This window comes from SAR324 cluster bacterium (genome assembly GCA_029245725.1).
Taxonomy (GTDB): domain Bacteria; phylum SAR324; class SAR324; order SAR324; family NAC60-12; genus JCVI-SCAAA005.
In genome coordinates this window covers 1-14,461 of record JAQWOT010000270.1, presented here as the reverse complement: position 1 = coordinate 14,461, position 14,461 = coordinate 1, and the positions used below count along the sequence as shown (strand labels likewise).

Here is a 14,461-nt window from a genome sequence, read left to right as displayed (position 1 = left end):
CTGACCCTACTGGAATAAGAATGCAACCTTTTCAAACACTCACTGCGACAGCAGCTAAGTTGGATCAGGTCAATGTTGATACTGATCAAATCATTCCGAAGCAATTTTTGAAGAAAACTGAACGGACTGGCTTTGGAATTCACCTTTTCCATGACTGGCGCTTTCTTGACGATGCTGGGCAAAATCTAAATCCTGACTTCATCCTAAATCAGTCCCGTTATCAGGGTGCTCAAATCTTAGTTTCAGGAGACAACTTTGGCTGTGGCTCCAGCCGAGAGCATGCTCCTTGGGCTCTTCTCGATTATGGTTTCCAAAGCATTATTGCTCCGAGTTTTGCGGATATCTTCTATAATAACTGCGCTAAAAACGGTATTTTACTCGTAGCTCTGCCAGAGGATTCTGTACAGCAGCTTTTCACAGAAATTGAAGAAAATTTTGGCTGTGAACTGACAGTTGATCTACCCACCCAAAAAGTCCAGAGCCCAAAAGAATTGGAATTTAGTTTTGAAATCGATCCATTTGTCAAACATCGGCTACTAAACGGACTGGATGATATTGGATGGACATTACAATTCCAGTCAGAGATTGAGAATTTTGAGGCAAGTTACCAGAAACAAGCTCCCTGGATGTTTGTCCATTAATGGCAAGGAAATATGAAAATCAACATCTCCATTGAGGCAACTCCACAAGAGATTCGCGAGGTCTTTGGCCTCCCAGACATTCAAGACGTTCAAGGGCTCTTTCTGAAGCAATTTCAGCAAAACCTAAAGGATGGGCAGGTTGACAAAGATGTGGTGAGCGAACTTATGGGGCCAACTCTGCAGTTTAGCAAGAATTTCATGGACTCCATGATGGAAAATATGGGGTCTATGTTGAACCAGGCCAATCAATCAACTTCAAATCAACATGAGACCATGAAGGACTCTTCTTCCTCAAAATCCAAGCAGCAACCGGCGTCCTCCAAGGAATACTGAGCCTTGGGAAATTTCCTGCTGCGTCGACTCCTGCTATTGATTCCAGTTCTGTGGGGAGTCGCAACCCTCGTCTTTCTGCTTCTACATTTCATACCTGGGGATCCTATTGACTTGATGCTGGGGGATTCTGCCCTAGGTACTGATCGAGAAACTCTTAGAGACCAACTGGGCCTCAACGACCCCTTGATTATTCAGTACATTAGATACTTTGGTGACCTCTTACAGGGAGACTGGGGGACTTCTCTTTTTAGCAAGAAGCCAGTATTTGAGGAAATCATGGAACGCGTCCCAGCAACCATGGAACTGATGTTTGGTGCCATGGTCGTGACGATTCTTGTGGCAATGCCACTTGGACTGATTGCTGCGGTCAACAAAGGCACTTGGATCGATCAGGGAGCAATGATTTTCTCTTTGCTGGGTGTCTCCATTCCAAATTTTTGGCTTGGGCCAATGTTGATCCTGCTGTTCTCAATCCATTTCGACCTTTTACCAGTCAATGAGAGAGGTGGTTTGGAACATCTCATTCTTCCAGCATTGACCCTTGGAACTTCATTGGCTTCTATTCTGGCCCGGATCACTCGTTCTTCGGTAGTAGAAACTCTTCAGGCTGAATACATCCGTACCGCCAGATCAAAAGGGATTTCAGAATTACAGATTCTGTTTCGACATGCGCTCCGAAATGCCCTTATTCCAATCGTCACCGTGATTGGCCTACAAGTCGGGGTATTATTAAGCGGGGCAATTATCACCGAAGCTATCTTTGACTGGCCTGGTCTAGGCAACTTGTTGATCTCTGCAATCAACAGTAGAAACTATCCACTAGTTCAGGGTTGTGTGCTGTTCATTGCCGGAAGCTACGTCATGGTAAATCTAGTGATTGATTTACTATATGCTTATTTAGATCCTCGTATTCGCCTCTCATGAGTCGTCCACTAGGCCGCATTCGCCTGTATTCTCTAATCCTCCTCAGCTTTTTTGTAATTCCAGCGTTGCTGGCTCCTTGGATTACCCCGCATGACATTGACCAGATGGATTTGATTCGTCAACTAGAGACACCTTCTCTCGATCACTGGATGGGACTTGATGAAAATGGCAGTGATATTTTTAGTCGCCTGCTGGCAGGAGCACGAATTTCACTCTATGTTGGTTTTTGGGTCATTGGTATTTCAACTGTGTTAGGAGTGAGCCTGGGTTTACTCTCGGGCTACTTTGGTGGATGGATGGATATTGTGTTGATGAGAATCGTTGACGTTCTCCTCGCATTTCCAGGATTATTGTTGGCCATTGCCCTTGTGGCGGTCCTTGGGCCTGATATCAACAATGTCATCTTGGCCTTGTCAGCTCTTGGTTGGGTTGCTTACGCCAGGCTTGTTAGAGGACAGGTATTATCGGTTAGGGAAGAAGAATACGTGCTAGCAGCCAGAACATCAGGAATGCCAGCGTGGAGAGTGATGTTCCTCCATCTTTTACCAAACATTTTGCCACCAGTAATTGTTCAAACCACTTTCAGTTTAGCTGGCACTATCATTTCTGAATCCAGCCTTAGCTTTCTGGGTTTAGGAGCACCCCCTGGAACCCCCAGTTGGGGAGCCATGCTTTCTGAAGGCCGATATGTGTTGTGGGAAGCTCCACATGTCTCTGTTTTTCCAGGAATGGCCATTTTGTTTGTTGTACTGATCTTTAACCTCCTTGGAGACGCCCTAAGAGATTATTTTGACCCAAAATCCTAACATAATACCGGCACGTTCGAGTTTTTAGGTCCCGGGTTGTATCAACTTTTTTTGCTTTATAACTTTTGACAGAATCACAAAGCTGAATCAAGATTTGGTCAGACAATTCAACTTGTTACAATTAGTCCCAAATAACTGAATTAAGATACTAATTTTTATTTTTTAGAGTCATTTCCTGTAAAGATGTTTGACATAATTAACCTCATCAAGCTATAATTTTTGGCTGGCTAGTAGGAAATAATCTTTCTGAAAGCTGCTAAGAGTCATTTTCTAGCTGTTTGCACCCCGCCATTACAAGACGTAAATTAAGCGGTCCAGCAAAAGTGGAATGGAACCCACCTAAAATGTGCTAATCCTGAGAAAATAGATTCAAAACCCAAATTCAACTATCGATTGGAGACTTAAGATGAAGCTAATGAAATCGTTTGCGACCGCAGTCGCTGCGGTGGCAATGCTGGCAGGGACAGCACTCGCAGGAGGCCACTCAGAACGCTACGTAATGATCACTCATGGCGAAGGGAAAGACCCATTCTGGCCAGTAGTTCAAAAAGGTGGTGAGGATGCTGCTCGTGCAATTGGAGCTGAATTCGAATACATCTACAATCCTTCAGCTGACATGGCTGATATGGCGAGTTCAATTCAAGCTGCCGCCGCTACACAACCAAGCGGTATGGTAATCTCACTACCAGATCCAGATGCTCTTGGTCCAGCGATCAAAGCAGCTGTTGCAGCTGGTATCCCTGTTGTCACAATGAACTCAGGATTGGAATCATCTGCAAGCTTGGGAGCATTGATGCACGTTGGACAGCCAGAAAGATTGGCTGGTCAAAAAGCAGGTGAACGAGCAAAAAGTGAAGGAGCCTCTAACGCTTTGTGTATGATTCAAGAAGCTTACAATACTGCTCTTGTAGATCGCTGCGAGGGTTACGGTGAGCAAGTGCCCATCAAATTTGTTGATACCACGTCTGATCCCGCTACAATCACCACACGTGCTACTGCTGCACTACAAGCTAATCCTGGAATTGATGCTGTACTATCCGTTGGTCCGCATGTTTGTTCAGGTGTTGCAAAAGCCATGGATGATTTGGGTGTGAGTGTACATCATTCCTGCTTCGACCTTAGTCCAGAAGTGATGGACCTGATTAATGCTGATAAAGTGTCATTCACTATTGATCAGCAGCAACGTCTGCAAGGCTACATGCCTGTGATTGTTTTGCATCTCTATAACAATGCAGCAGGCTTGTTGCCAGGCGCAAACATCCCATCTGGCCCTGGATTTGTAGACAAATCTAACGCTTCCTCTGTTTCAGCTCTTGCCGGCATCGACCGATAAGCTGATCACAGAAACTTAAAATCAGAAAAGGACTGCAGAAATGTAGTCCTTTTTTTTTATCTTAAGATCAAAATGAGCTTTGATACATCGAACCCAGCAAAAAGAAATGAAGCCGATCGGCACAGGCAAAAAAACTGGTTTCAGACCATGCTTGCACGCCCTGAGATAGGCCCCCTTGGAGTCATGCTTTTACTGTTTGGAATGCTGGGCTATTTCTCCATTCCGGAAGGTCAATTTTCTCTCAATCCTTTCACGGGAGAAGGATTCAACGCACTTGGAATCCGAAATAACTTTCGAGTAATTGCCCAGCTAGGAATTGTAGCATTGGGTGCTGGGATGTTGATCATCTCTGGCGAATTCGATTTGTCTGTTGGCTCCATGATTGGCTTTGCGGGTGGGTGTATGGCGATGATTCTTAAGTGGGGGTTCGCAGTAATTATTCCTTACCCATCATTTGCAGATGGGTTCACGATCGAAGGTTTTCGACTTTTTGAAATTCAAAACGTTTCCCCTTTGACGGCAATCCTCATCACTCTATGTTTAACCTTATCATTCGGCTGGTTTCAGGGATGGTTTATTGTCAAATCAGGGATTTCTTCTTTTATCGTTACACTGGGAGGCCTCTTCTTCCTCAGAGGTTTGACTGAAGTCAGTTACCGAGCTTTCAACAAGAAAGAGGACCAAACCGCTGGCTCAACTACAGTTACTGATCTACCAGACATAAAAAGTATTATTGAAGTTCCTGGGCTTGGAGAAATGGAACGTGAGGCGGCTAAGTCATTACCTACTAATCAGCTCCTAGAAGTTCTTAAAACCGCACCAGAGTCGACTGTTGCTAAACTGACCGAACAACTCAGCTACGCGAATGAAAAAGTAGCAGCTACCAAAACAGTTCTTCAAGAATCGAGAATGACTCAGACGCTCCAGCGTTCCTTGGACAATGCTATCCAGTCTGGTAATGAAGCGATGCAGAAAATGCTACAGGCTAAGATAGATGCTGGAGTACAGATTCCCGAAGTAAAAGCAAAAGTGGTAACGGATTTTGATTTAGCCAAAGCCTATATTGATACCCTTCCAACAGCTAGACCTGTAGCAGAATTTTTTGGAGGTGATATCCTCAAGCCCTTATTCGATTGGCTTTACTTCACAGTTGACTGGAATGTCAACAACTTTGGGAACCAATTTGCTCCAGGTTTGTACGCTTGCGTAATGATTTGGCTGATTATGGCTTTATTCTGTTACATCGTCCTGAGTAAAACTCAGGCAGGAAATTGGATTTATTCTACCGGTGGTAATCTCAGCGCTGCCAGAGCTAATGGGGTTCCGACGAATCGTGTGAAGATATCACTGTTTGTGTTCACAGCTTTTTGCGCTACGATGTTTGCTGCCTGCCAGGTTTTTGAGGTGAACACCGCAGACACAGCTAAAGGGAATCTGAAAGAACTAGAAGCCATAGCTGCTGCTGTAATTGGAGGAGTTGTACTGACAGGAGGATTTGGGACCATTCTAGGGATTTTGCTCGGTACAGTTATCTTCGGGATTGCGAAAGAGGCCTTTTTCTATATTCCAGGAGTCGATGGCTCATTCTACAGAGTCTTCTTGGGAGCAGTTCTAGTAAGTGCTGCACTTACAAACGAAAATATTCGTAAACGAATCATTGGGAGTGTGTAGCTATGAATGATCTAAAACCTTTGATTGAGGTAAGAAAACTCGTCAAAAGATTTGGTAGTTTTACCGCCCTCAACGGAATTGATCTTGATGTCTATCCTGGAGAAGTACATGCCCTCCTTGGTGACAATGGGGCAGGCAAGTCAACGCTGATCAAGGCGCTCTCCGGTATTCATCCACCGAGCAGTGGTGAGATCAAGGTTGACGGAAAAATCGTCAAATTTCAGTCTCCTCGAGAGGCTTCTGACGCAGGTATAGGTACCGTTTATCAGGATCTAGCTTTAAACCCTTTGGCTTCTGTGACCAGGAATTTCTTTTTGGGCAGGGAGATTAAAAAGGGATTGGGACCGTTTGGACTGTTGCAAATGAAGGAAATGAACGCAATTACGATTGCAGAGATGAAAAAGATTGGGATTCACATCTCAAATCCAGATCAACCTGTCGGGACTATGTCAGGAGGACAACGACAGACTCTGGCTATCGCAAGGGCAATCTATTTTGGGGCAAAGATCTTAATCCTAGATGAGCCCACTTCAGCTCTGGGTCAAAAACAACAAATGGAGGTTTTAAAAACCATTCGGACTGTCCAAAAGCTCGGGAATATTGCTATCATACTTATCACTCACAATGAAATTCATGCCCAACTGATTGCTGACCGATTCACATTTCTCAGCCTTGGGGAAGTGATTGGTAGAGGAACAGCTCAAGAACTTGAGGGAGATGAAATCAAGAAATTGATGGCCGGTGGTGCAGAATTGGGAGATTTGAAGGCAGAACTGGCTGCTTAAACAATTTATCTCATGGGTCTTTAGCTAAGCTAATCAGCAATCAGATGGGAATGATTCAGGTTTTGACATAAATTGCAGTGTTTCTGGGCTTATAAAAATATCTTTAACAGGCAAATCACGCCAACTTTTGCCAAGCAGATTGCCACTCAGTATCTCTAATATCCCACTCTCGTTCACCTAATTGTGGCCCAGGAACTTCCAGTAGTAGCCACTCTAGATACTGCGCAACAAGCTCAGATGTCACCAAGGCTCCAGTAGCTTTGTATTGTCGAAATTGTTCAACCATCGGAAAGCTTTCTGGTTCAAGAGCACGGATTTCCGCCTGCATCGGGGTATCCACAATTCCAGGTCGCACACTTCCAAACCAAATGTTTCTTTGTGCCAGTTCATCTTTGAGCAATTGTCCCAACATTAATAACGCAGCTTTAGAGGTACAATACATTCCCCATCCAGGTATACCTTGATGAGCAGCCCCACTAGAAATATGAACCACTCGACTATTCTCAACTAGTTCTGGCAGTAGAGCTTGCGTCAAAAACAAAGGCCCCTCAACGTTAATTGCCATGTGTGTTCGCCAGTCCTCTGGACTTTGGTCCAGTATTGGCCCTACAGGACCTAAGACAGCAGCATTATGTACCAACAAATCCAAGGTCCCCTTTGCTTCAGCAACTATCTTTTGACGATCTTGAATCTTCCCAACATCTGCTGAAATGAACGTTATCTTATCTGGGTATTTTTGAGCCACTTCCTTCAAAAGCTCTGAACGTCGACCTGCAATCGTTACCCGCCAACCTTTATCAGCAAATCTCTCCGCAAGCGCCCTCCCAATCCCAGTACCACCCCCAGTAATTAATATTTGCTTCTTCATCACTCCTCATGAAAATACAGTTTAATCAGTCGATTTGTGAACAGTCACAGGAACCAACTTTGAAATTGGGGTAAAACTCCTATCAGCGCAATATTCAACGGCAATCAATTCATTTGTTTCTGGGAAATATGATGCTGCACATCCTTGTGGAATATTATAACGCACGGCATGAAATCCAGAAACTTGACGTTTCCTACCGTCTTCCATGTGACTTTGGATGACAACTTTTTGACCCTGATCAAGTCCTAAAGATTCCATGTCTTTGGAGTTCATGAGTATGACCTTGCGAGTTCCAAAAATCCCTCGATAGCGGTCATTCATTCCGTATATTGTTGTATTATATTGGTCATGTGAACGAATCGTCATCAGTCTTAATTGGCCCGTAGGTAACTCGAGAATTGGTAAAGGTTTAGCAGCAAGGAGAGCTTTCCCAGTTTTTGTGTTCCATTTTCTTGAAGCTGCTGAATTAAAAAGTCGGAAACCACCTGGTTGGTTTATTTTTCTATTATAATCTGAAAATAATTCTGGCAGCACTGCCTCGATCTTATTCCTAATCAATCGATAGTCATCCTGAAGTGCTGTCCACATTTTTTTGTTCTCTGGGAACGTCACCTTCGCCATACCTGCCACGATGGCTACTTCTGACTTCAGATGGCTAGAAGCTGGCTGGTTTCTTCCTTTAGAAGCATGAACCGCCCCCATTGAGTCCTCAACTGTCACAGACTGTTCCCCAGAAGCTTGAACATCCAACTCTGAACGACCCAAACAAGGTAAAATCAGTGCCTTTTTCCCATGAGCCAAATGAGATCTGTTCAGCTTTGTTGTAACCTGCACAGTCAAATCACATTTCTTTAGCCCCTCCTCAGTTCTTAAGCTATCTGGGGTAGCTCTGGCAAAATTCCCCCCCATTGCCATGAATACCCTTACACTTTCTGACTCCATCGCTTGAATGGTTTGGACCGTGTTAAAACCTGAATTTCTAGGAGAGGATATCCCAAACTGATGATCCAGATTTTTTAGGAAAGACTCGCTTGGGTGCTCAGTGATTCCAACTGTCCGATCGCCTTGGACGTTACTGTGCCCTCTAACTGGACAAACACCTGCACCTGGCCTCCCAATATTTCCACGCAGAAGCAATAGATTTACAATATACTGAATCGTAGAGACGGCATGCTTCTGTTGCGTGAGTCCCATGGCCCAGCAGGCAATGACTCGTTGAGAACTACAATAAAGGGATGCAACTTCTTCGATCTGGGTTCTGGAAAGACCTGATTCAGATTCAATAACTGTCCAATCTGTTTTTCCAATTTCATCTTTCAGATTGGTAAAGCCAGATGTGTGATTTTCAAGAAATTCTTTGTCCAGGACGTTTTTCTGATTTTCTTCTGCTGCAAGAACAGCCTTTATCAAGCCCTGAAGCAAAGCCAAATCACCTCCAATCATTGGCTGGAGGTAGTGAGTGGAGATGGGTGAAGAGGTGCCTGTCAACATTTGCAGGGCTTCCTGGGGATGAATAAACTTTTCAAGCCCACGTTCCAGGATTGGATTAAATGTTACGATCTGGCACCCCCTACGAGCAGCCTGCTGAAGCACTGATAGCATCCTTGGATGGTTAGTACCTGGATTCTGACCGATCACAAAGATCAAGTCTGCCTCCTCGAAGTCCTCCAGTTGAACGGTACCCTTACCAATGCCTATTGACTCGGTTAGAGCTACTCCACTCGACTCATGGCACATATTTGAACAGTCTGGAAAATTGTTTGTACCAAGTGTTCTGCCAAAGAGTTGCCATAGAAAGGCAGCTTCGTTACTGGTTCGCCCAGAGGTGTAGAAGACTGCATGGTTCGGACTTTCCAAGGTATGTAGTTGTCCTCCTATCAATTCGAATGCGTTATCCCAACTGACTGGGGTGTATCGGTCAGTTTGTTCATCATAAGCCATTGGTTCGGTCAATCGGCCTTGCTGTTCCAAATCATAGTCAGACCAAGATCTCAGAGATTCTACTGTATGGCTCTCAAAAAAATCTCTGCTAACGCGCTTGCTGGTAGACTCTGCAGCTATCGCTTTAACCCCATTTTCACAAAACTCTGTGATAGATGTTTTTCCAGGCTCTGGCCAGGCACATCCTGGGCAATCAAAGCCTGAAGGTTGATTCATCTTCATCAACGCTGGGATTGCGTTGATTGCCTTCTCCTGGTTTACTATCTGGACACTCGCCAAGAGAGCACCCCATCCTGCTGCAGGGCCATCATATTTCTTAACATTTTTCTGATGATCAAACTCTCTGGACATCTAATTTCCCCAAACTAAAAAATTATTGAATGGAACAATCCCTAAGTGATTTATAGTTCGATCACAAGTTTTCTGAATCTTAGAGTGATTGATTTTACAGAACAAATAAGTTTTTAAAACAAAACCTTTGTAAGCAATAGGTAATCGTAAAATCCCAATTAAGCCAAAATTCTTGCTTGTAGTCACTCAGACACCTATTATCAGGCTCAGTTTAGAAACCAAAATAAAAGATTGTTTGAAATCAACTCATATGCAGCATCAAGATTTAGAGAAAATTCATCATGCTCCAATTGAAATATTTCTCTAAATTATCAACGTGAAAGGGTTCAAATGAAAACTAGAGCAGCCGTTGCTTGGGAAGCAGGCCAACCTTTGGAAGTCACAGAAGTAGATTTAGATGGCCCTAGGGAAGGTGAAATTTTAATTCGAAATGTGGCAACGGGGGTTTGTCATACAGATGCCTACACGCTCTCAGGGGATGACCCAGAGGGACTATTTCCTTCTATATTGGGCCACGAAGGTGGCGCCATCGTGGAGGAAGTTGGAGCTGGTGTCAGTAGCGTTAGTGTTGGGGATCATGTCATCCCCCTGTATGTCCCAGAATGTGGCGAGTGCAAGTTCTGCAAATCAGGAAAAACCAATCTTTGCCAAGCAATCCGCATTACGCAGGGTCAAGGACTAATGCCTGATAGCACCTCCAGATTTTCGTCCAAAGGGAAAACACTTTTCCACTATATGGGGACCTCAACTTTTTCTGAATATACAGTTTTGCCTGAAATATCTGTTGCAAAAATTAGTAAGGCGGCACCACTGGGAAAAGTTTGTTTATTAGGTTGTGGGATCACTACTGGAATTGGCGCAGTGATGAACACTGCAAAAGTAGAGGCAGGATCAACTGTGGCAGTGTTTGGACTAGGAGGAGTAGGCTTGGGTGCAATCCAGGGTGCGGCACACGCTCAAGCTGAGAGGATTATCGCCGTTGACATAAATCCTGACAAAGAAAACTTCGCAAGGCAGATGGGGGCCACAGATTTTGTCAATCCTAAAGATTATGATAAGCCCATCCAACAAGTGCTTGTGGATCTGACAGATGGTGGGGTGGACTACTCCTTTGAGTGTGTAGGGAACGTTCAGCTTATGCGCTCTGCGCTAGAATGTTGTCACAAGGGTTGGGGTCAATCGATTATCATTGGGGTAGCTGGTGCAGGCCAGGAAATCAGTACACGTCCTTTCCAACTAGTGACAGGCCGTGTCTGGAGAGGCTCAGCATTCGGTGGAGTCAAAGGTCGTTCTCAATTACCTGGGTATGTAGATCTCTACCTTGAAGGAAAACTCAAGGTAGATGAATTTGTGACATTTACAATGCCATTGGAAGAAATCAACAATGCTTTCGACCTGATGCATGAAGGGAAAAGTATTCGTTCCGTTATTCAATATTAATTGGGATCCTGATGGCACAACTTGAAAAAATTGGAGAAAGCAAGAGCTTTGGTGGCTGGACAAGAATGTTCCAGCATGATTCAAAGTCATGCTCTTGCATCATGAAATTTTCAGTCTTTCTCCCACCACAAATGGTAAAGGGGTCTGTACCAGTTCTCACCTGGTTATCTGGACTGACCTGCACCCATGAAAACTTCATTACCAAGGCTGGGGCTCAAAAGTTTGCTGCAGAACACGGAATAATGCTGGTTGTACCTGACACCAGCCCTAGAGGGGCTGGAATTGAGGGGGAAGAAGAAAGTTACGACCTTGGCACAGGAGCCAGTTTTTACGTAAACGCAACTCAGGAAAAATGGTCTAAGCACTACAAAATGTACGATTACATTGTAGAAGAACTACCCAATTTGGTTGCTGATCAATTTGATATAATCCCAGATCGACAAGGAATTTTTGGGCACAGCATGGGAGGTCATGGTGCTTTGATGATTGCGTTTAGAAATCCCGAACGATTTAAATCAGTTTCGGCATTTGCCCCCATTTATGCGCCTTCGCAATGTGATTGGGGTCGTAAAGCCTTCAGCAATTATCTGGGTGAAAACCGCGAAGACTGGAAAAGTTATGATAGTCATGAATTGTTCAGTCAAACATCGGGGCAAATCCCACTGTTAGTGGATCAAGGGGATGCTGATCAATTTTTGGAGAAAGAGCTTAATTTTGATCTTTTTTGTCAAACAGCATCAGAAAAGGGCCTCCGTGAGAATTTAAGACTGCAGAAAGGCTATGATCATAGCTACTACTTTATCGCCAGCTTCATGGAAGACCATATCAGGCATCACGCTCAAGCTCTCTGCGTATAATTCTGCGTAATCTAAAAGCTTCCACATAGACTGCCTACCAAGAATCTGACGTGATTCAATTTTGAAGCAACCAACCCTTGGGCAAAAACAGAGAAAGTAAATGCTCCAAAGAAACTACCACACCCATACTTATCGATGTCAACACGCTACTGGTGATGTTATTGACTACGCTAAAGCAGCAATTGAAGCCGGTCTGACTACTTTGGGGATGTCTGACCATGCCGCGCTACCCGATAATCGCTGGAACAACGTAAGAATGTCGATGCCTGAATTAGATGACTACGAAGAAGCCATTAAACTTGCTCGAAAGGAGTGTCCCGATTTGACAATTTTAAAAGGGATGGAATGCGAGTATGTCGAGGAATTTCATAGCTACTTAGAAGATGAACTCTTAGGTGACCGTGGGTTTGATTATCTGATTGGAGCCGGGCATTACACCCCATTCGAGGGAGGATGGCTCAATTCATTCGAAGAATTGAACAAAGCAGCACATCTAAGAGCCTATGCATCTTTTTTAGGAAAAATCATGTCCACGGGGCTCTTTGCATTCATCGCCCACCCGGATATCTTTGGCTGCAGTAATGATAAATGGAACGATGATCTTACAGAATGTTCACATGACATTCTGCAGGCTGCAGTGGAAACAGGTATACCGCTTGAGATTAATGGACTTGGTCTAAGAAAAATACCTAAGCAGACATCTGAAGGCCCAAGACCCCAATATCCCTGGATACCTTTTTGGGAGATAGCCCAAGAGTATCCAATCAAGGTTATTTGTAATTCAGATGCTCATCATCCGAGAGATGTAGCGGGTAAATTAGATGAGACAGAACAATTGGCGAAAAGATTTAATCTTAATTTAATAGAGGAACTGCCTATTTAGGCTTCGATAATTCTTGATCTTTAAGAAGTTCTTTTTTTTAATTATTTCTGAATGTGCAACTCTCGAAGATCAAGATATTGTAGTGACCAATCGTTAATCTGCTTACAAATATTTAGTCTGTTTGATCGGACTGAGAGATCATCATCCATCACCATGACATTTTCGAAAAACCTCTCAATTTTTGATTCCAAAGATATCGCAAGATTGACAAAGTTTGAACTTCCCTGAGCGTCATTTGTCAAATGCTGAGCAGCATCCCAAAGTTCTTTTTCAGCATCATCTCTGAAATTTTCTGAATTTACTGCATTCAAATTAACGTCTGAATTTTTTGCCCAAATATTGAGTGGTCTTTGGAGTGCGTCAAGGGCTTTCTTGAGGGCTTCGTTTTTAAATTCTCTCATCAATTGCTCCCCAAGTTCCAATTGTGAGGTTGGAACTAAACTACCCTTCTCTAAGGCAAGAATAAGATCCGTTTGAAACCCATATTGATCCTGAAGCAGATATCTTTGTCTTTGTTGAAGAAATTCTAGCAATTGTTTTTGAATAGTTGACCAGTCAAGTTGGAGAGACTGTTGATCTTTAAGTACTCCTAATGATTGATCGATCAGAAAATTCAGACTCAAGGAAAGTTTAAGTCCCAAGATCAGTTGGAGAATTCCTTGTGCGGCTCTACGCAATGCAAAGGGATCAGCTGCACCCTTGGGAATTTTCCCCAGTGAAAAAGCAATCGATAACGAATCAATACGATCGGCCAATGCAACTGGCCAGGTGATTGGGTCTTGAGGAAGTTGATCCTCAGCATTTCCTGGCAAGTAGTGCTCTCTTACCCCTCTGCAAACTCTCTTGGACTCCCCCAAAATTGTCGCGTACCTCTCTCCCATGATTCCCTGCAATTCAGGGAATTCATAAACCATTTGCGTTTGCAAATCGAACTTACAGAGTTTGGCGACTCTTTTTGCTTCTTCCCGATCTTTTTGGTCCAGCATCAGACCTTTGGAGAATTTTTCAGATATCAACTGAATTCTCTCTGTACGATCTTGTTGACTGCCTCTCTCTGGGAAGAAGATCGCGTTAGCTGCTTTTTTTTCAAAATCAACCAAAGCCACTTTTTGGTCTTCCTGATAGAAGAAGCGGGCATCACTCAACCTGGCCCTGATTACCCTCTCATTTCCCTGCCGCACTGTATCCAAACCGTGTTCGTTTCCGTTTCGTATAGTAATAAAGTACGGCAGAAGGTTGGTACCATCTTTTTCATATACTGGGAAATAACGCTGGTGAACTGCCATTGAGGTCACAAGAACCTCGTTGGGCAGTTCTAAAAAGGCTTCCTCAAAACTACCAACCAAGGCCGTGGGCCATTCCACTAAATTTGTCACTTCCATCAGCAGTGCTGGATCAATCTCAACACACCATTTGTATTTTCTCTCGAGTTCCTGGATTTGTTCTTCTATTCTTTCACGACGCTTAGAAGGCGAAGCGATCACCCATTGATCTCTGAGATTATTCTCATATTCTTCTGCTTGATCAATGGTAAAAAAGTCTTTGCTAAGAAATCGATGTCCACAGCTACGATTGCCGCTTCTCACCATTTCGAGTTCAACAGAAATAACTTCACTATTCCAAAGGCA

General features: G+C 43.8%; 13 protein-coding genes. 10 read left to right on the top strand and 3 right to left on the bottom strand.

Annotation, left to right across the window (positions count from 1 at the left end; genetic code table 11):
* Positions 1-20 precede the first annotated feature (20 nt).
* The 7 genes from leuD to P8O70_14880 all read left to right on the top strand — a co-directional run bounded on the left by leuD (position 21) and on the right by P8O70_14880 (position 6,493).
* A complete protein-coding gene (leuD, locus tag P8O70_14910; protein MDG2198139.1) occupies positions 21-641 on the top strand; it encodes a 3-isopropylmalate dehydratase small subunit in 621 nt (206 codons plus the stop codon).
* 12 nt (positions 642-653) lie between these two features.
* The gene (locus P8O70_14905; GenBank protein MDG2198138.1) at positions 654-974 is read left to right on the top strand and encodes a hypothetical protein; all 321 of its coding nucleotides are present in this window, start codon (positions 654-656) and stop codon (positions 972-974) included.
* A 3-nt stretch (positions 975-977) separates the two neighbouring features.
* Positions 978-1,898, top strand: a complete 921-nt coding sequence (locus P8O70_14900) for an ABC transporter permease (GenBank protein ID MDG2198137.1) — start codon at positions 978-980, stop codon at positions 1,896-1,898.
* Entirely contained in the window at positions 1,895-2,704 is an 810-nt protein-coding gene (locus P8O70_14895) for an ABC transporter permease (protein MDG2198136.1), read from the top strand. The genes P8O70_14900 and P8O70_14895 overlap by 4 nt, the downstream gene beginning before the upstream one ends.
* A 406-nt stretch (positions 2,705-3,110) precedes the next feature.
* The gene (locus P8O70_14890) at positions 3,111-4,037 is read left to right on the top strand and encodes a sugar ABC transporter substrate-binding protein (protein ID MDG2198135.1); all 927 of its coding nucleotides are present in this window, start codon (positions 3,111-3,113) and stop codon (positions 4,035-4,037) included.
* Positions 4,038-4,109: 72 nt separating this feature from the next.
* Positions 4,110-5,708 carry an ABC transporter permease gene (locus P8O70_14885; protein MDG2198134.1) on the top strand — a complete coding sequence of 533 codons (1,599 nt, stop codon included), beginning with the start codon at positions 4,110-4,112 and terminating at the stop codon, positions 5,706-5,708.
* A 2-nt stretch (positions 5,709-5,710) separates the two neighbouring features.
* Positions 5,711-6,493: an ATP-binding cassette domain-containing protein gene (locus tag P8O70_14880; protein ID MDG2198133.1), complete on the top strand. Its 783-nt coding sequence runs from the start codon at positions 5,711-5,713 to the stop codon at positions 6,491-6,493.
* A gap of 115 nt (positions 6,494-6,608) precedes the next feature.
* On the opposite strand, the gene P8O70_14875 is transcribed toward P8O70_14880, so the two are convergent.
* Positions 6,609-7,361, bottom strand: a complete 753-nt coding sequence (locus P8O70_14875; protein MDG2198132.1) for an SDR family NAD(P)-dependent oxidoreductase — start codon at positions 7,359-7,361, stop codon at positions 6,609-6,611.
* Positions 7,362-7,382: 21 nt separating this feature from the next.
* Positions 7,383-9,653 (bottom strand): FdhF/YdeP family oxidoreductase, encoded by a 2,271-nt coding sequence (locus P8O70_14870; GenBank protein MDG2198131.1) that lies wholly within the window; start codon positions 9,651-9,653, stop codon positions 7,383-7,385.
* Positions 9,654-9,983: 330 nt separating this feature from the next.
* Between P8O70_14870 and P8O70_14865 the strand changes: the two genes are divergently transcribed.
* The 3 genes from P8O70_14865 (at position 9,984) to P8O70_14855 (ending at position 12,833) form a co-directional block, all read left to right on the top strand.
* The gene (locus P8O70_14865) at positions 9,984-11,093 is read left to right on the top strand and encodes an S-(hydroxymethyl)glutathione dehydrogenase/class III alcohol dehydrogenase (protein MDG2198130.1); all 1,110 of its coding nucleotides are present in this window, start codon (positions 9,984-9,986) and stop codon (positions 11,091-11,093) included.
* A gap of 11 nt (positions 11,094-11,104) precedes the next feature.
* Positions 11,105-11,950, top strand: coding sequence for an S-formylglutathione hydrolase (gene fghA, locus P8O70_14860; protein ID MDG2198129.1), 846 nt, complete (start codon positions 11,105-11,107; stop codon positions 11,948-11,950).
* Between the two features lie 100 nt (positions 11,951-12,050).
* On the top strand, positions 12,051-12,833 hold the full coding sequence (locus P8O70_14855) for a histidinol-phosphatase (GenBank protein MDG2198128.1): 783 nt from the start codon (positions 12,051-12,053) through the stop codon (positions 12,831-12,833).
* A 41-nt stretch (positions 12,834-12,874) separates the two neighbouring features.
* Here P8O70_14855 and glyS read toward each other — a convergent pair.
* A partial coding sequence (glyS, locus tag P8O70_14850) for a glycine--tRNA ligase subunit beta (protein MDG2198127.1) occupies positions 12,875-14,461 on the bottom strand: 1,587 nt, incomplete at its 5' end.

Excerpts from the sequence above, each read along its gene's own strand:
- leuD (MDG2198139.1), top strand. The coding sequence starts at position 21 with ATGCAACCTTTTCAAACACTCACTGCGACAGCAGCTAAGTTGGATCAG.
- P8O70_14905 (MDG2198138.1), top strand. The coding sequence starts at position 654 with ATGAAAATCAACATCTCCATTGAGGCAACTCCACAAGAGATTCGCGAG.
- P8O70_14895 (MDG2198136.1), top strand. The coding sequence starts at position 1,895 with ATGAGTCGTCCACTAGGCCGCATTCGCCTGTATTCTCTAATCCTCCTC.
- P8O70_14890 (MDG2198135.1), top strand. The coding sequence starts at position 3,111 with ATGAAGCTAATGAAATCGTTTGCGACCGCAGTCGCTGCGGTGGCAATG.
- P8O70_14885 (MDG2198134.1), top strand. The coding sequence starts at position 4,110 with ATGAGCTTTGATACATCGAACCCAGCAAAAAGAAATGAAGCCGATCGG.
- P8O70_14880 (MDG2198133.1), top strand. The coding sequence starts at position 5,711 with ATGAATGATCTAAAACCTTTGATTGAGGTAAGAAAACTCGTCAAAAGA.
- P8O70_14875 (MDG2198132.1), bottom strand. The coding sequence starts at position 7,361 with ATGAAGAAGCAAATATTAATTACTGGGGGTGGTACTGGGATTGGGAGG.
- P8O70_14870 (MDG2198131.1), bottom strand. The coding sequence starts at position 9,653 with ATGTCCAGAGAGTTTGATCATCAGAAAAATGTTAAGAAATATGATGGC.
- P8O70_14865 (MDG2198130.1), top strand. The coding sequence starts at position 9,984 with ATGAAAACTAGAGCAGCCGTTGCTTGGGAAGCAGGCCAACCTTTGGAA.
- fghA (MDG2198129.1), top strand. The coding sequence starts at position 11,105 with ATGGCACAACTTGAAAAAATTGGAGAAAGCAAGAGCTTTGGTGGCTGG.
- P8O70_14855 (MDG2198128.1), top strand. The coding sequence starts at position 12,051 with ATGCTCCAAAGAAACTACCACACCCATACTTATCGATGTCAACACGCT.